The following is a 16,357-nucleotide window of genomic DNA, read 5'->3' on the forward strand; positions in this document are numbered from 1 at the left end:
GTAACAGTCTCAGTCCAGGGCATAGTGAGTCTCCTCTGCTATGCCGTTTATAACTGTTACCCATGTGCCCGGTCTAAAGTGTTACCCATGTGCTCGGTTTGTACCTTCATGCGCACCTGGTCCCGTCATCAGAAACGCAGCGACGCACCGACGTACGGGCCGTCGACCAGCACGTTATCTTTGCGGTCGCCTTTGTTGTTCAGCTCAATGTACTGATAGCCAACGCGCAGGTTCAGCAGCGAAATCGGCGTAAAGCTCAGGCCGCCTGAGGCTTCTTTATAGCTGTCCAGACGATCGGAGAACGCTTCCGGCGCATAGTAATATTCGCCGTACAAGCCCCACATGCTGTTGAAGTTATACTGCGCACCGGCACCCAGCGCCACGGTGAAGCCATCACGGCCATCTTCCGGATGGGTGAACAGCGCTTTCGCCGTCGGTGCCACGCGGAAATCACCCAGATCCAGGTTATAACCCATACCAAGGCCGTAGGTGCTGCCGTCGTGATCGCTGCGCAGCCAGTTGCCTTTCAGAAACAGACCCGGTGAAGCGGTGCCGAGGCCAAGGTTCAGGTTGGTGCTGTGCTCACCCACGTCAACACTGCCCTCAATCGCCTGCGCGCCGCCGCTCAACAGTGCCAGACCTAAAACGCTTCCCGTAACAAGTTGCTTAAACATAACAATCCACTCCATGAAGGACACATAATTCGGCGCAAAGGGTAAACAGCGCGGCGACGTGACACAACTTTATTTGGAAAGCTTTACGTAAAAATGGGTTACAGCGGGCAGAAACTGACCGCATCCGCCAACACCCAGAGCGATGCGGGCGCAGATTTGCCCGTCAGGCATGCCACAACAGCTGTCCCAGCAGCGGCGCCAGCAACACCGTGAGCACGCCGGAGAGCATCATCACCAGGCTGGAGACCACGCCCTCCTGCTGGCCGAGCTGATAAGCGCGTGCCGTGCCGGCTCCGTGCGAGGCGGCGCCAAAGCCGGCGCCCTTCGCCACGCCCTGCTTAATCGCGATGCGTAAAAACAGCACGTCGCCCACCGCCATGCCAAACACGCCGGTAATCACCACGAACAGCGCGACCAAATCGGGCTGGCCGCCAATCGGCTGGGCCGCTGCCAGCGCAAAAGGCGTGGTGATGGAGCGCACCGCCAGGCTGCGCTGGATGCTCTCCGGTAGCGTCAGCAGCCGTGCCAGCCATACCGAACTGCACACGGCCACCAGCGTGGCGGTGATCACGCCCACGCTCAGCGACAGCCAGTGGCGGCGGATAATGTGCAGGTTTTCGTAAACCGGCACCGCAAAAGCCAGCGTCGCCGGCCCCAGCAGCCACAGCAGCCAGTGGCTTTCAGCGATGTAATCCTGCCAGCTGACGTGCGTCAGCAGCAGCAGCGCCACCAGCACCAGCGGCGTTAACACCAGCGGCATCAGCAGCAGTGTGGGCCTGCGCCGGTACAGGCGTTTGTTGAGGTAGTAAACCAGCAGCGTCAGCGCCAGACATAGCAGGCTAACGATAAAGTCAGTCACGATCGCCCTGCTTACGCGCCGCGCGCGCCAGTTCGAAGCGGTATAAGCGATCGACCACCAGCGAGGTGGCCGCCAGCACCATCAGCGTACTGACGGCGATCACCACACAGATGCGCCAGCCTTCACTGCGCAGCAGGTCGCTGTAATTCACCACCGCCACCACCGCCGGAATAAAAAACAGCAGCATTTCGGCCAGCAGCCAGTTGGCCCCGGCTTTAACCCAGCGCAGCGGCACGATACCGCTGACGATCAACAGTAACAGCAACACCATACCCACGACGTTGGCCGGTAACGGCAGATGCAGCCAGCTCACCAGCTGACCACTGGCAACGAACAGGGCGATATACAGCACCAGCTGCAGCGGCACCGTGACGCGTTGCAGGATATCCGTGGTGCGCGGACGAAGCGCGGACGCCATTTCTCTCTTCCCCCCTTAAAATTCAGGGTTGCAGTATAAATCCGCGCCAGAGTGTGAAAGAAATGAATTAAAATTATTCAAACTATGCCAAAAAGGAATGTTTATGGACGTGCGTGCCCTGCGTTACTTCACCGAAGTGGTACGTCAGCAGAGCTTTACCCGCGCGGCGGAGAAGCTGTTCGTGACGCAACCCACCATCAGCAAAATGCTGCGCCAGCTGGAAGAAGAGCTGGGCTGCACGCTGTTGCTGCGCGAGGGACGCAAGCTGCATCTCACCGACAGCGGCCAGGCGGTGTATCAGCGTGGCCTGGCGATTTTGCAGGAGTTTCATCAGCTGGAGGCGCAGATCAGTGATATCAACCAGCTGAAAACCGGTGAGCTGCGGCTGGGCATTCCGCCGATGGTCGGCATGCAGATTGCCGGATCGATCTCCGCGTTCCGCCGCCGCTATCCCGGCGTACAGCTGAAAATCTCCGAATTTGGTGGCCTGACGGTGCAGCAGGCGGTGCTGAGCGGCGGGCTGGATATTGCGCTGACCGCCCTGCCGATTGATGCGGAGCTGCCGCTGAACACGCTGGAACTGATGCGCCATCCGCTGTGCGTGCTGCTGCCGCGCAGCGCGCGCTGGCTCAACCGCACCAGCCTGACGCTGGCCGAGCTGGCTCAGCATCCCCTGCTGATCCTCAACGAAGAGTTTTCGCTTAACCGCCAGCTGATGAAAGCCTTTCAGCGCCAGGGAGTGATGCCGGATATCGCGCTGCGCAGCGCGCAATGGGATTTTCTTGCCGCGATGGTGCAGGCGGATATGGGGCTGGCGATCCTGCCGGAGCCGATTTGCCAGCGGCTGGATAAACAGGCCCTGCTGTGGCTGCCGCTGGAGTCGGAGCTGCAGTGGCGTCTGGGGCTAATCTGGCGCGAAGGCAGTTATCTGTCGCGCAGCGCGCAGGCGTGGATAGCCTGCTGCCGCGAACACTGGCCGGATAACGCGCCGCGGCTATCGCTGTAACAAAGCGGCCGCCCTGTCTGTCAGGCGGCCGCAGGATCGGAGAGCAGCAAAACGCGGCGGCTATTCCTCTTTCTCTATCAGCAACGCTTCCAGCAGGTCGAGATCGCGCAGCAGGCGCTGCATGGTCTCGTTGGAGATCTGCTGGGTGGCGCGCAGATGATAAACCTCGGCACGTTCGGCGCGCAGCGCGGTCAGGCGGAAACGGCGCTCCAGATTTTCCGCAAACAGCGCCTGCTCCATATCATCTTTGCCATCAACGCGACGACGCAGATTACCAATCACCCGCAGGCTGACCTCTTTCAGCAGCTCAGGATCGATGTTCTCTTCAGCGTCGTTTTCCAGCCGCTGCTCCATTTTGTGCAGGCTTTCGATCGCCACGCCGGCCATCGCAGCACGCGCGCTCTGGATTTCGCGACGGTGTCCCACTTTGTCGTGGCTCTCCATGCCGCGCAGCAGAATCGGCAGCAGAATCACGCCGACAAAAAGCGAGAACAGAATCACGCCGGTGGCGATAAACACCAGTTCGTAGCGCGCCGGAAAAGGTTCGCCGTTGCTAAGGAACAGCGGGATCGACAGCACACCGGCCAGCGTGATAGCACCGCGCACGCCGGCAAAAGAGGCGATCAGCAGTTCACGCAGCGAGTAGCTGGAAAACTCCAGCGGCTTCTTCTTCAGCAGGCGCAGGCTGGTGCGCTTCATGATCCACAGCCAGCCGAAGCGCACGATCATCAGCGCCGCATAGACCAGCCCGACGTCAGCGAACAGCATCCACAGCTCGACGTTAGGATCGGCGTTCGCCTGAGCAATCGAGGTGGAGAGAATGTCCGGCAGCTGCAGGCCCAGCATCAGGAACACCATGCCGTTGAACACAAACTCCAGCATCTGCCATACGCTGTTGGCGCGCAGGCGCATTGCCAGCGGTGCCTGACGGATGATGCCGGAACGGGTGATGGTCATACCGGCCGCTACCGCCGCCAGAATGCCGGAGACGCCGAGATGTTCAGCAATCAGGTAAGAGGCGAACGGCAGCAGCAGCAGCAGTACGGTTTGTGTTGCCGGATCGTCACCGCTCCAGCGGCTGAGCAGGCGCAGCGAACGACCGTACAGCCAGCAAACTGCGACACCGGCCACCAGGCCGCCAATCGCCACTTTAAGGAATTCGACGCTGGCGCCGCCCCAGGTGAACACCATGGTGCCCATCGCCACCGCGACGGCAAACTTGAGTGACACCAGGCCCGACGCGTCATTCATCAGCGCCTCGCCCTGAACAATCGACATGATCTTTTTCGGGATGCGCCCTTCGCCGACGATGCCGGAGAGCGCCACCGCATCGGTCGGAGACAGCACCGCCGCCAGCGCGAACGCCGGAATCAGCGGAATGCCCGGCACCAGCCAGTAAATCAGGTAGCCGATACCGACCACGGTAATCAGCACCAGCACCAGCGCCAGGCCGATAATTTCACGGCCGTGATGCAGAAACTCGTTGATCGGCGTTTTCCAGCCATCGGCAAACAGCAGCGGCGGAATAAACAGCACGAGGAACAGTTCGGGGTCAAAATCGACGTGCAGACCAAAGGTTGGCCAGGCCAGCAGCGCGCCGGCCGCGATCTGTACCAGCGGGAGCGGGATCTGAAACGGCAGGATACGTGCCGCAACGCCGGACAGCGAAACCACCAGCGTCATGATGAGAATAGTAAAGAAGATTTCCATGCTTTCCTTAGGCGAATCATATTAATCGAAGCGATGTTGCGTCGGAAAGTGTAAAACAAAACGCCGCCCGGCGGGGCTACCCGATGTGCGGCGTGTGCGATAAAGAGAATAATCCGGACTGACGCCCGGATTGCGGTCAGATAGCCCAGCCGCCCGCGTAGAACGCCACCAGCGCCACAGCAATCACCACCGTGCCAGCGTTGAGCTTGCGCCACTCGCCGGCAAACAGGCGGCCAATCACCAGCGCGGCAAAGCCGAGCATGATGCCGGTGACGATGTTGCAGGTCAGTACGATGAATACCGCCGTCAGCAGGCCAGACATCGCATCGACGAAATCATTGAAGTCGATTTTGGCCACGTTGCTCAGCATCAGCAGGCCGACATACATCAGCGCGGGTGCGGTGGCATAGGCCGGAACCAGATAAGCCAGCGGCGACATAAACAGAATCAGCAGGAACAACAGACCCACGACAATCGCCGTCAGGCCGGTTTTACCGCCGGCGGCAGTACCCGCAGCGGACTCGATATACACTGCGGCGGGCGAGGCACCCACCAGTCCGGCAAACAGGCTGCTGATAGAGTCGGTGGTCAGCGCGCGACCGCCATTGATAATCTGGCCCTCTTTATCCAGCAGGTTCGCCTGCCCGGCCACCGCACGAATGGTGCCGGTGGCGTCAAACACCGCGGTCATCACCAGCGCCAGCACGCTCGGTAACACCACCGGCTGCAGCGCGCCCATGATATCCAGGCTAAACATTGCCGACTGGCCGCTGGCATCACGCAGGCTCGGCATGGCAAACAGCCCCTGCCACTTTACCGCCGGGTCGAAAATCAACCCAAGCAGCGAAATCGCAATGATGGTCAGCAGAATGCCGCCCGGTACCCGCCGTTTTTCCAGACCAAAAATCGCCGCCAGCCCGATCAGCGCCATGATCACCGGGAAAGAGGTGAAGTGACCAAGCGCCACCGGCAGGCCTGCCGCCGGGTTTTTTACCACCAGACCAATGCCATCGGCGGCAATCAGCAGCAGAAACAGGCCGATACCGACGCCGGTGCCGTGCGCCACGCCCATCGGCAGGTTACGCAGAATCCACGCGCGAATGCCGGTCACGGAAATCAACGTGAACAGCAGGCCCATCAGGAAGACCGCGCCCAGCGCCACCGGCACGCTAATGTGCTGGCCCAGTACCAGGCTGAACGCGGTGAAGGCGGTCAGGGAGATGGCACAGCCAATCGCCATCGGCAGGTTGGCCCACAGTCCCATGATGAGGGAGCCAAAGCTGGCCACCAGACAGGTAGCGACAAACACCGCCGTCGGTGAGAAGCCCGCTTTACCAAGCATGCCAGGCACCACGATGACCGAATACACCATCGCTAAAAAGGTGGTGAGGCCAGCCAGCACTTCCTGCCGCACGCTGCTGCCGCGTGCTGAAATGTGAAACCAGGCGTCCAGTTTTCCCCTGGCCGGGCGTGATTCGCCAGACATAGTTATTCCTCTGTGTTTTTTAAGATATAGGTCACCGCGCGGCTCGCGTTTGCGCATCATCCTGGTGAAGATGTCTCAGAGAGAAAAGCAGGCAAACGATTACGTGGCCGCGTATTCCAGGTCAAAAAGGGGTGACGCGGAAAAAAGGCAAACGATTATCTGGCGTTTGGGGTGGCGTTTTCAACTGCTAATCACCTGGCAGACAGGATAATGCGCAGCTCTGGCGCCATTATGGCTGGCGTTACGCTAGCGGGAGCAGGAAATCATGGAGGAAAAAGGCTGGCATTTCAGATGGTTTGCTGCGGTGCCGCGACAGCGCGTCGCGGCGTCCTGTTTCGTTGCGTTACCGCTGCGCCTCAACCGTTATTGAACTGAATCGGGCCGCCCTGCTCCAGCGCGCGCTGCCACGCGGCGCGCTGCTGCATATTCTCCAGCCAGCGCGCCGTGGCGGGCATCTCACCCAGCGCGCCACGCATCTGCAACGCCAGCAGCGGAAAACTCATCTGCACATCGGCAATACTGAAGCGTGAACCGGCAAAAAAGCGCTGCTGGCTCAGATGCTGCTCAATCACGCGCCCGTGAAGCGCCAGCTGCTTGTTCAGCCACGCTTTCTGAATGCCTTTACTCAGCGCCACGCCGGCCGGGCGCAGCAGCCATGGCACCGGCTTTTTGCCCAGTTGCGCAAACACCAGCTTCATTACCAGCAGCGGCATCAGCGAACCTTCAGCATAGTGCAGCCAGTAACGCGCCTGAATTTGCTCCTCTTCCTCATGCAGCGCCAGCAGATGCTCGCTGTCGTATTTCAGCTGCAGATATTCGAGGATGGCGCCCGATTCGGCGATCACCCGATTGCCATCGGTAATCACCGGCGATTTACCCAGCGGATGCACTTTCTTTAATTCGTCCGGCGCCAGCAGGGTATTTTCCCGCTGATAGCGTTTGATTTGATACGGCACCGCCAGCTCTTCCAGCAGCCACAGCACCCGATGAGAACGGGAGTTTTCCAGATGGTGAACGGTAATCATGCGCGATTCCTTGCTGCTAAGGGTTGGCATCTAGTATAGCGGATTAACGCTGCGGCTCGTCCTGTTGCGGATCGAGCAGCACCGCTCCGGAGCCCTGCTGTCCCAGACGATCACCCGGATTGCGCAGCGGGCAGTCGCGCATCGACAGGCAGCCGCAACCAATGCAGCCGTCCAGATCGTTGCGCAGACGCGTCAGGGTTTCGATGCGTTTATCCAGCTCTTCGCGCCAGTGCTGCGTCAGCGCGTCCCACTCCTGCGTCGACATGCGCTTATTCGCCGGCACATGCATCAGGCTGTCGCTGACCGTCGCCAGCGGAATCCCGATGCGCTGCGCAATTTTGATGATCGCCACGCGGCGCAGCACATCACGGCTGTAGCGGCGCTGATTACCGCCATTGCGCGTGCTGCTGATCAAGCCTTTGCTTTCATAAAAGTGCAGTGCCGATACCGCCACGCCGCTGCGTTTCGCCACTTCGCCCGGCGTCAGCACCGGTTTCGGGTAATTGCGTTCTTTTTTCATTTAGGGCCTTTACCTCAAGTTAACTTGAGGAATTATACTCGCACCCCAGCAAAACAGCGAATTTCAAACCAGGCGATAACCTTGCAGAAGGAACAGGCTATGATGCAACAGGAAATCATCCATTCACTGACTAACTGGATCGATCAGAATCTGGATAAAACATTGTCGATTGATGAAGTGGCGGCAAAATCGGGTTACTCGAAATGGCACCTGCAGCGTATGTTCCGTACGGTTACGAAACAAACGCTGGGTGGTTATATTCGTGAACGCCGTCTCACGCTGGCCGCCGAAGCCTTGCGTCAGACGCAGCGTCCGGTATTCGACATTGCGATGCAGTACGGCTACGACTCGCAGCAGACCTTTTCGCGCGTGTTCCGCCGTCAGTTCTCGCAAACCCCTACCGCTTACCGTCACAGCATGCGTCGCCAGGCGATGGTGCAGCGTCCGCGTCTGGTCAACTTTGACTGCAGCGAAGGCATGAACAGCTTTGCCCAGCGCACCACCGGCGAGTGCTGCCCGGTACGCTGAAGTCAGTGCGCCCCACGCGGGCGCGCCTTTCCCCTCATCTCCACCTTCCTCCAGCCCTTTCTTTGCCTGCCTTACCAGGTCTAAATTTTGTTCAAATTTTCAAATCCAGTGATATAATGTGACCCAAGTCACAGATTCAAGCTGTATGAAGACGACAGAAGGGCTTCCCTGACCTCCCTTTTCTGCCGCCAGTGATGTCCGATGAATGTCAGGGATATTACTGATCTCAAGAGGTTTTTCGCCGATGGCTACGTTAACTACCAGTCTGATCGTCATGCGTTGGGAACTGCTCAGCGCGGTAATGATGTTCTTCGCCAGCACCATGAAAATTAAATTGCGTCAGAACAGCCACCACGTGATGGCGCTGATGTGCGGCGGCGTGGGCGTAGCGATGTCATGCTGGTTTGTTACCGGTCTGCTCGGCATTACGCTGAGCATGGAAAACGTGCATAACTTTATGTCCATCACCAAAGAAGCGTTTATTCAGGTGATGAGCCAGACACCAGCCGACTGGCCAATGCCGTAAACGCGGCGCATAAAAAACCCCGCTAAGCGGGGTTTTTTATTTTGCTGTGTGATTTCAAATTTTCTTCAATACGGCTGGAAGTGGTACTTCCGGCACCGTGACGTCCGATCTCTGCGTATCGCGACGATCCTGAATCCACATATCACCCATCATCTGATTGAGCCCCCGATCCAACCCGGTGACCAGCCCGGCGCCTGGCGTGAACGTCAGCTCACCGAAGTAGATCTGTTCGCCATCGATATACCAGTCCACGCGCACATAATCGAAGTCGCTGGCCAGCGTTTTACTCAGCGCCAGCGCGTGCTGCAGCTGTGGCAGCAGCGGTGACACATCCAGCCCGGTATCACGGATTTTGTGATACGCCTCGTTAAGATTGTTGACGTAAAAGTTCATCGACAGCAGCGGATTACAGCGGTTGTAGATCACCTGCAGCACATACTCAAAATTGCCGTCGCGCTTGTTGAACATGTGAAACTTGTAATCGATCGGCGCGGTTTTGCCATCGCCGATGTACTTCTCTACCAGAATGCGCGGCTTAATATAGCGATAGTGAATCTCGCGCGCCTCGTTGGCGAAGTCGGTCTTCAGCCAGCGCTGGCAGTCGCTGATAATCTGCTGTTTTTTCAGCGCATCCGGTTCTTCCAGCAGGATCTCAACCATGTTGGAGCCGTGATTCGGCTTGATAACCGTGTTCTTCCAGCTCGGCAGCGTATGCAGTGAGTGCGGATCGCTGGTCTCATAAACCAGCGGAATCAGATACTCACTGCCCACCTTTTCGGCAATGTACTCACGCACCGAAAACTTGTCCGACAGGCGGCCATAGCACTGGTAGTCGCCGTAGACGAATTTGCGATACAGCACTTTCTCGTTGAACACCTTCGGCTGACGCAGGTTCGGCAGCTTACGGAATTTGTGAAAGTAGTAGATGCGATCCTGGTAAGCCCAGGGCATCTTTTTGATGAAATACTGTACGCTTCTTCTGAGTTCGTCTTTCAACCTGATCATATCTGACCTCATTTGTAGGTTTTGTAGTTGAGTGAGGAAACCTGAATTTTTTGGATGACGCCGTTTTTGAAGAAGTAATTCATTACGGTCAGGGACAGTAACTCCGTGATGAAGACGCTCCAGGCGGCACCCATGATGCCGTAGCCCTGGATCAGCCACCACGACAGCGGCAGGCTGATGACCATCAGACAAATGATCTTCTTCAACAGATAGTTAAACCCGCCCTCTTTCACCATGTAGCGATAAGCGACGGTCCCCATTGCCGAAAAGCAGGTTGCTAACGACAGTAACGTAATGAGACTTCCGGACTGTGTGTACTCGTGACCATATAAAGCGATGATGATTTTTTCGCCGTACAAGGCGATCACCGCTAATAACAGCAATGAAACTCCCATGACATAGCCGTTCAGCCGCGCGGTGAGCTTGATCGCGGCTGCTCCACGCTCGCGGAAAATCTCCGAGAAGCAGGAAGTGATGATGGCAACCGGGATAAAAATCCAGGAAGCCGAAATGGTATTCGCGGCGGCGAACAGGCCAAGGTCGCGCGCTGAGGCGATGCCCGCAAGGAACATCTGTGCGGCTTTCACTTGCACCGAGATAAAGATGCTGGAGATGGCCAGCGGCAGGCCGGCATACATCAGGTAGCGCAGGTAGGTGGTGCGCTTGTCCTGCGGCGGCGCCAGATCCTGATGTTCGCGATAGAAATTGACGCGCTTGATGGCGTACGGCACCAGCGTGACGGCCACAATCGAGGCGGTGAGCCACAGTGGATTGAGGTGCAGCCAGGCGATGGTGAAGCTCATGGCAAAGCCCAGCAGCAAGCCGGCCGAGTTGGCAATGGTATTGAGCCGCGACGCCAGCCGCGCATTGTTATAAACGCTGAACGTGTCCTGGGTGACAAACACCGACGAGATAAACGAGGCCAGTGCAAACGCAAGGAAGTTTTCCTGCATGTTGTACCAGACCCAAATCAACACCGGGATTGATGTCAGCAACAGCAGCACCAGGCGCATGGTCCGTGCCACGGTCATCAGCCGCAGGCCTTTCGGCGCACTTTTGCTGATGCGCTTGAACAGGATGGTTTCGGTACCAAAAATCGCCACGGTTTGCACCATGGAGAACAGCGAGGTCGAAAATGCCATTTGGCCAAACACCGTTGGGCCAAAGGATTTTGCCACGTAGGAGGTCACAAATATGACGCCGAATACCGAGACGATCTTCTCAGACATCATCCAGGCGGCATTAGACATTACGCTCAATTTCATTGACTGGTCCTTAGTATTACGTACAGCAACTGCTTTTCGGTACAACGTCCTTGAAATGAATTAACAAGCGCTCAGTGGGCCTGACACAATTTAATAACTTCAAACCAGGCTGGTCCGAAAAATGAGACTCGCGTCAGAGTTTAGCGATTAAATTCAGGAAAATTCCGATTAAACCTGGTGCGAAGCCCGATGGATGTAAACGATTTCAACCCGAATTCAGGACAAAAGTTCACAGGCATATCCTGAGTTTTTTGCAAGCAGGCTATGCCGAATTTCCAATGATTGTCGTATTTTTCTGCATTTGGGATGGAATGAATCTATATCAAAAACCCAGCACCAGGAAGGCGTTCAATGGCATTCAGAATAAAATAAGATTTATCCCATGATGATATTTATTCTAAATAACTTAATTTAACCCTCGCAATTCTAATCGCGCACTTTAATACTGCATTAATACCGTTTTTGCAGTACCAGATATTAATACAGTAATTCTCATCCACTAATTGATAAGAAAGGTAAGAGCATTTATGAGAAAGTCACGATATAGCGAAGAGCAAATCACAAATGCCATTAAAGCTTCTGAAACGGGAGTGAAAGTCAGGGAGATTTGTGAGGAGCTGGGCATTTCCGAGGCCACCTTCTATAGCTGGAAGAAGAAGTTCTCCGGGCTTTCTTCAGAGGAGGGTAGAAAAATCAAGGAGTTGGAGGATAAACTGCAGAACCTTACGCGCGAGCTGCAGACCCTGAGCTCCGACAAGGAGATGCTGCAAAGCGTGCTGAAAAACTTCTTCACTACGAATGAAAAGCGTCAGGCGGTCAACTTCCTGCAAACCACTTTCGACATCGGTACCCGTCGCAGCTGTCGTTTACTGGATATTAGCCGTAGCGTTTATCATTACCCTTCCGGTTCCGATAATCGCTAATACCATTGAGGCCGATGTTATATGACTTAATGCTGAGATTTGTTCTTACCAGAAGAGATGAAGATCATTAAATTCGGCATTCGCTACATAACAATTCGAACCACTTTTTCCTGATGAATGCCATCACGGAATCACTTCCTTTTTTGCGGTAAAATTGATTCACACCAGCAAAAGCCTCGCGTTTCAAGCCATTTAGACTTAGCCCAATCTCATTTTGGTGAGATTGGTGCTTAGTCTATTACTTCACGATTACTAATAATCAGACCTGATCACAGACAATTCTGTTAAGCGTTAATGAACAACACGGTGTAACCGCTCACACATTGGCTCAGTTTTAAACTGGATCTGGCCGCTGCGTTTATGATCGCTTTGGCGATCAGCGCTAGTCGGCTAACTCTTAAACCACACCAGGAATACTCCGGTTCAAAAACGTTATGATGTTTAAACTATAAAGCCGAAAAACGGTTATCCACGGTAAATACTGCGCTTAAATCCATCGTCATCTTTAATCTTTTTTTCTGGCAGCTGTTGGGAATCATTCTTAACAATGCCGGTCACGCTTAAGGCTAAGGTGGCTTCTCACGCTGGTATTTCAGTGCCACAGCCGGGTAAAAATCCGACTGGCGGAGAGTTTTTCACGCGCTAAACCGGCGAATTGTTGCCCGATATGCGCTTTTTTTATCCCACCGGAATGCTAAAAGGCAGCGAAAGTCGGCCTTTTACCGTGCTGACGGCAGGGAGTTTTATAGCGGAAGAGAATGAAAACCGGGCGGCCGTAGCGCTGGTCGGTTATATAGCGTGCGCGTGGCGGCCAGTATCAGGTCACTGAGGCGGGATTATCGGCTGGTCAAATTCCTAAAATATCAGAGGAAAGCGCTGCTGAGTGGATGACTCAGCAGCGAGGCAGGGTTAAGGAAGCGCGGTCAGCCGCTGCGGTTTAATGCGCATGGCATAGATCACGCCAACAATCAGACAGCCGATACCGATGCTGGTGAGCAGCGGTGGCCAGCTCTGGCGGTAAATAAAGGTCCACAGCAGGCCAGAGAGCGTCTCGAATACGATGAGCGGCCCCATCACTACCGTTGGCAAACGCTGACTGGCGGCATTCCAGCACAGCGCCGCCAGCCATGAGCAGAACAAACCAATCGCCAGCATCAGCCAGATAAAGCGCGCCGGCTGCGGGCCGAACGGCAAAGCGAAACCGGGCTGCTGCCAGTGAATCTGCAGGCTCACCAGCCCATAGAACACCAGCGCCAGCGGCAATGTCACAAGCCCCTGCGCGGTGGCCCAGCTCGACGGTTTGTGCTGAGGATGTTCGCGCAGCCAGCGCGCATTGCGCAGCGGATACCAGGTCCAGCACACCACTGCCAGCACCGCCAGCAGCAGGCCACTCAAATAGCCCCAGAGATCAAATGCCGGCCCCTGCCCGTGCAGTTCCGCCGCGTTAACGCAGCCCAGACCGGCAGCAATGATGACCAGTGCGGGCATCAGCCGGCGCCATGGCAGGCGCCCTTCGAGATGGCCGTAACAGAGGTTAGCGGTGACGGTGATCACCACCGGCAGCGTGCCGATGATCATGGTTGATACCGGTGCGCCGGTGCGCTGAATCGCGCTGGCGAGGCAGGCGTAATAGAGCAGATTGCCCACCAGCGACAGCTTCACCGCCTCCGTCCAGTCCGGACGCGTCAGCTGTTTTAGCCGGCGCCGGCTAAGCCACGCCAGCGGCAGCACCACCAGACCAAAGGCAACATAGCGACCCGCCGATTGCAACGTGCCCGGATAATCGGGTATCAGCAGCGGCCCGACAAAAATCATGCCCCACATCAGCCCCGCCGCGAGGGCAAACACTATTCCTGCAAACATACACCTTTCCTTTATCTTTAGTCCGCCACAGTGTGGCGCAGGAAAAGGTGAAAGGCTTGTAGCAGATTGCGGTTAACGTCCGCTGAACACCTGCTTTTGGTAGCGTCCCGGCGTGATGCCGTAGCGATGGGCAAACGCCCGCGTCAGATGCGCCTGGTCGGTGAGCCCAACCGCCGCCGCCACGCTCGCGGCGCTCTCGCCCTGCGCCAGCCGCTGCTTGGCCTCGAACAGCCGGAAGGCCATCAGCATTTGATGGGGAGTGACGTGAAAGTGTTGTTTGAAACTGCGCAGAAAATGCCACGGCGACAGCGATACCAGCGCCGCCAGCTCCTCCAGCCGCACCGGCTCTGCCAGGTTATCGCGCAGCCAGGCTTTTACCACATCAAAGCGGTGGGCGCCTTCGCGCGGCCGCGCGACGCCCTGCTGCGCCAGCGGACGCAGCCACTCGAGCAGATCCAGCAGCGCGCCCTGCCGCTCCAGCGCACTTTGCGCCTGCCACATCTGTGCCAGCGCATGGGAGAAAGGTTGTGCCAGACGCGCATCGGTGCGCAGCGCATCACTGAACCACCAGTTGCGATCGCCGGTCAGCCGATCCATCTCCGCCGGATCGATATAGATCATGCGATAACGCCAGCCTTCGGCGCAGGCCGATTCACCGGTGTGCAGTTCATCGGGATTCATCATCACCAGCGAATGCACCGGCGCGACATAATTGGTGCCGCGGTAGCGAAAGCGCTGCGCGCCGGATTCGATGGTGCCAATCCCGAAGGCTTCGTGGGTATGGGGCTCAAAAGCGTAGCGGGAGATGTGCGCCTGATAAAGCTCAATGCCCGGCAGCTCAGCAAAGTGCTGAAACTGCGCACGATCCTGCTCACAGGGAAAGACTTCGGGAACCACCGTCACCATACACCTCCATACGCTATCAGGCAGTAAGCATGCGCGGCGCGCACCAAAAAAGCAAAGCCCAATCGCTTTACGCGCCTACCCGTTCAGCGCGACACTGGGACCTGACCTATAAAGGAGGCGACAATGGCACAACGGGTGGTAATGGTAGTGGATATGCAAAATGGCGTGCTGGCAACGCCGCGTTACGACCGCGCCGGACGCTGCGCGCGCATTAATCAGCTGATGGCGGCCGCCGATCAGGTCATTTTTATTCAGCATAGCGGACCGGATTTAGCCGTCGACTCCGCAGACTGGCACATAGTCGCCGAACTGGAACAACCCGCCGGCGCGCTTTACATCACCAAAACCGCCTGCGACAGCTTCTGGCAAACCGGGCTCGCGGCGCAGCTTGAACAGCATCAGATTGAAAGCTTTGTCATTTGCGGCTGCGCCACCGATTATTGTGTCGATACCACCATTAAAGTCGGGGCCAGCCTTGGCTATCACATCACCGTGGCGGCCGACGCGCACACTACCGCCGATCGCACTTATGTGTCGGCGCAGCAGCTTATTAATCAGCATAACGAAGTGTGGGCGGATTTGATCATGCCGGGCAATCCGGTGCGGGTTAAAACCACGGAAGAATTACTGCGGGAGTGGCGCGCGCATTAAGGGTTGCGCTATTGAAATAATCTGACAAGTGTCAATAATAGAGCATGACACTTGTCTGTATGGGGTTTTTCAGATGCGAGCTTATATTCCTCAGCCTGGAGCCAATGACAACGCGCTGTGGCGGGTTGCAGGCCTGCCTCCACGTGGTATTGAGTTAACGCGTATGCTGGAAGCCGGTTTGCCGGTGGCCGTCATTGATGATATCCGTCACTGGTCGGCCATGACGCGCGCCGAAATCATGAAGGTCACAGGGATTAATGAACGCAACATTGCCCGTCGTAAAAGCACGGGTAAAAGTCTGTCACCCGACGAGAGTGAACGTGTCGCCCGCTTCGTCCGCGTGATGGATGCCGCCGTTCAGCTTTTTGCTGGTAATAAAGAAGAGGCCACCCAGTGGCTGAGCCGACCGGTGAAAGGGTTAGGCAATGTTGCGCCCATCACCTTACTGACGACGGAGAGCGGTGCGCTGGATGTTCTCGATCTGATCGGCCGTCTGGAGCACGGTGTTTTCTCGTGATTTTTTATCGGCTGACGAAGAGCCAGTATGCGGCTGAAGCCTGGTCCGGTTATGGGGCAAAACAGTATGGTGGACGCTGGAATCATAAAGGCTATCCCACCGTTTATGTTGCCACGTCGGTGTCACTCGCAGCACTGGAAGTGCTGGTCCATATCGGAAGAGAGTCGGTGCTGGATGAGTACACCTTACTCAGTATCGACATCCCGGATGCAGAAGTTGCCTATCTTGCTGAAGCATTTTTGCCGCCGGACTGGCGTCATGATCCAGCGCCACTGTCGACAATGGATCTCGGCACCGGCTGGCTGCAATCCGCTGAAGGTGCCGCGCTGATGCTACCTTCCACGATTATCCCGATGGAAAACAACGCCATCCTGAACCCTCTCCATCCTGCATTTAGTGACTATCTGCCGGGTGTGAAAGCGTTACCGTTTATGTTTGATCGCCGGCTTATCAGGACATAAAAAACCCTCGCAGA

At 56.6% G+C, this 16,357-nt stretch carries 18 protein-coding genes; 7 read left to right on the forward strand and 11 right to left on the reverse strand.

Annotated elements, in window-relative coordinates:
* Window positions 1–128: 128 nt before the first annotated feature.
* From CBW22_RS00020 to CBW22_RS00030, 3 genes are all read right to left on the reverse strand, one after another.
* Window positions 129–674 (reverse strand): YfaZ family outer membrane protein, encoded by a 546-nt coding sequence (locus CBW22_RS00020; RefSeq protein WP_088515713.1) that lies wholly within the window; start codon window positions 672–674, stop codon window positions 129–131.
* Between the two features lie 163 nt (window positions 675–837).
* On the reverse strand, window positions 838–1,533 hold the full coding sequence (locus CBW22_RS00025; protein WP_088515714.1) for an LrgB family protein: 696 nt from the start codon (window positions 1,531–1,533) through the stop codon (window positions 838–840).
* Window positions 1,526–1,951 (reverse strand): CidA/LrgA family protein, encoded by a 426-nt coding sequence (locus CBW22_RS00030; RefSeq protein WP_021507826.1) that lies wholly within the window; start codon window positions 1,949–1,951, stop codon window positions 1,526–1,528. The genes CBW22_RS00025 and CBW22_RS00030 overlap by 8 nt, the downstream gene beginning before the upstream one ends.
* A gap of 103 nt (window positions 1,952–2,054) precedes the next feature.
* On the opposite strand from CBW22_RS00030, the gene CBW22_RS00035 reads away from it, so the two are divergent.
* Window positions 2,055–2,957: a LysR family transcriptional regulator gene (locus CBW22_RS00035; RefSeq protein WP_021507827.1), complete on the forward strand. Its 903-nt coding sequence runs from the start codon at window positions 2,055–2,057 to the stop codon at window positions 2,955–2,957.
* Window positions 2,958–3,017: 60 nt separating this feature from the next.
* On the opposite strand, the gene CBW22_RS00040 is transcribed toward CBW22_RS00035, so the two are convergent.
* From CBW22_RS00040 to soxR, 4 genes are all read right to left on the reverse strand, one after another.
* Window positions 3,018–4,667 (reverse strand): Na+/H+ antiporter, encoded by a 1,650-nt coding sequence (locus CBW22_RS00040; protein WP_021507828.1) that lies wholly within the window; start codon window positions 4,665–4,667, stop codon window positions 3,018–3,020.
* 136 nt (window positions 4,668–4,803) lie between these two features.
* Complete coding sequence (locus CBW22_RS00045) at window positions 4,804–6,153, reverse strand: NCS2 family permease (protein WP_058757550.1); 1,350 nt, start codon at window positions 6,151–6,153, stop codon at window positions 4,804–4,806.
* Between the two features lie 356 nt (window positions 6,154–6,509).
* The gene (locus tag CBW22_RS00050) at window positions 6,510–7,178 is read right to left on the reverse strand and encodes a glutathione S-transferase family protein (protein WP_021507831.1); all 669 of its coding nucleotides are present in this window, start codon (window positions 7,176–7,178) and stop codon (window positions 6,510–6,512) included.
* Window positions 7,179–7,221: 43 nt separating this feature from the next.
* Window positions 7,222–7,698 carry a redox-sensitive transcriptional activator SoxR gene (gene soxR, locus CBW22_RS00055; protein WP_021507832.1) on the reverse strand — a complete coding sequence of 159 codons (477 nt, stop codon included), beginning with the start codon at window positions 7,696–7,698 and terminating at the stop codon, window positions 7,222–7,224.
* 99 nt (window positions 7,699–7,797) lie between these two features.
* Between soxR and soxS the strand changes: the two genes are divergently transcribed.
* Together soxS and CBW22_RS00065 are read left to right on the forward strand one after the other, a co-directional pair.
* On the forward strand, window positions 7,798–8,226 hold the full coding sequence (soxS, locus tag CBW22_RS00060; RefSeq protein WP_058757551.1) for a superoxide response transcriptional regulator SoxS: 429 nt from the start codon (window positions 7,798–7,800) through the stop codon (window positions 8,224–8,226).
* A 244-nt stretch (window positions 8,227–8,470) separates the two neighbouring features.
* Window positions 8,471–8,752, forward strand: coding sequence for a YjcB family protein (locus CBW22_RS00065; protein ID WP_010618515.1), 282 nt, complete (start codon window positions 8,471–8,473; stop codon window positions 8,750–8,752).
* Between the two features lie 54 nt (window positions 8,753–8,806).
* On the opposite strand, the gene CBW22_RS00070 is transcribed toward CBW22_RS00065, so the two are convergent.
* Together CBW22_RS00070 and CBW22_RS00075 are read right to left on the reverse strand one after the other, a co-directional pair.
* The gene (locus CBW22_RS00070; protein WP_031279756.1) at window positions 8,807–9,757 is read right to left on the reverse strand and encodes an ATP-grasp fold amidoligase family protein; all 951 of its coding nucleotides are present in this window, start codon (window positions 9,755–9,757) and stop codon (window positions 8,807–8,809) included.
* 8 nt (window positions 9,758–9,765) lie between these two features.
* A complete protein-coding gene (locus CBW22_RS00075; protein ID WP_021507835.1) occupies window positions 9,766–11,022 on the reverse strand; it encodes an oligosaccharide flippase family protein in 1,257 nt (418 codons plus the stop codon).
* A 527-nt stretch (window positions 11,023–11,549) separates the two neighbouring features.
* On the opposite strand from CBW22_RS00075, the gene CBW22_RS00080 reads away from it, so the two are divergent.
* Window positions 11,550–11,945 (forward strand): transposase, encoded by a 396-nt coding sequence (locus CBW22_RS00080; RefSeq protein WP_031279757.1) that lies wholly within the window; start codon window positions 11,550–11,552, stop codon window positions 11,943–11,945.
* A 909-nt stretch (window positions 11,946–12,854) separates the two neighbouring features.
* On the opposite strand, the gene CBW22_RS00085 is transcribed toward CBW22_RS00080, so the two are convergent.
* Window positions 12,855–13,808, reverse strand: a complete 954-nt coding sequence (locus CBW22_RS00085; protein ID WP_088515715.1) for a DMT family transporter — start codon at window positions 13,806–13,808, stop codon at window positions 12,855–12,857.
* Between the two features lie 72 nt (window positions 13,809–13,880).
* A complete protein-coding gene (locus CBW22_RS00090; protein ID WP_441339097.1) occupies window positions 13,881–14,714 on the reverse strand; it encodes an AraC family ligand binding domain-containing protein in 834 nt (277 codons plus the stop codon).
* Window positions 14,715–14,837: 123 nt separating this feature from the next.
* On the opposite strand from CBW22_RS00090, the gene CBW22_RS00095 reads away from it, so the two are divergent.
* From CBW22_RS00095 to CBW22_RS00105, 3 genes are all read left to right on the forward strand, one after another.
* A complete protein-coding gene (locus CBW22_RS00095) occupies window positions 14,838–15,365 on the forward strand; it encodes an isochorismatase family protein (RefSeq protein ID WP_088515716.1) in 528 nt (175 codons plus the stop codon).
* Window positions 15,366–15,438: 73 nt separating this feature from the next.
* Window positions 15,439–15,882 carry a type II RES/Xre toxin-antitoxin system antitoxin gene (gene parS, locus CBW22_RS00100; protein ID WP_058757556.1) on the forward strand — a complete coding sequence of 148 codons (444 nt, stop codon included), beginning with the start codon at window positions 15,439–15,441 and terminating at the stop codon, window positions 15,880–15,882.
* Window positions 15,879–16,343: an RES family NAD+ phosphorylase gene (locus CBW22_RS00105; protein WP_088515717.1), complete on the forward strand. Its 465-nt coding sequence runs from the start codon at window positions 15,879–15,881 to the stop codon at window positions 16,341–16,343. The genes parS and CBW22_RS00105 overlap by 4 nt, the downstream gene beginning before the upstream one ends.
* Window positions 16,344–16,357 lie beyond the last annotated feature (14 nt).

Source organism: Pantoea sp. VS1, from assembly GCF_002207995.1.
In the GTDB taxonomy this organism is placed as follows: Bacteria; Pseudomonadota; Gammaproteobacteria; order Enterobacterales; family Enterobacteriaceae; genus Pantoea; species Pantoea dispersa.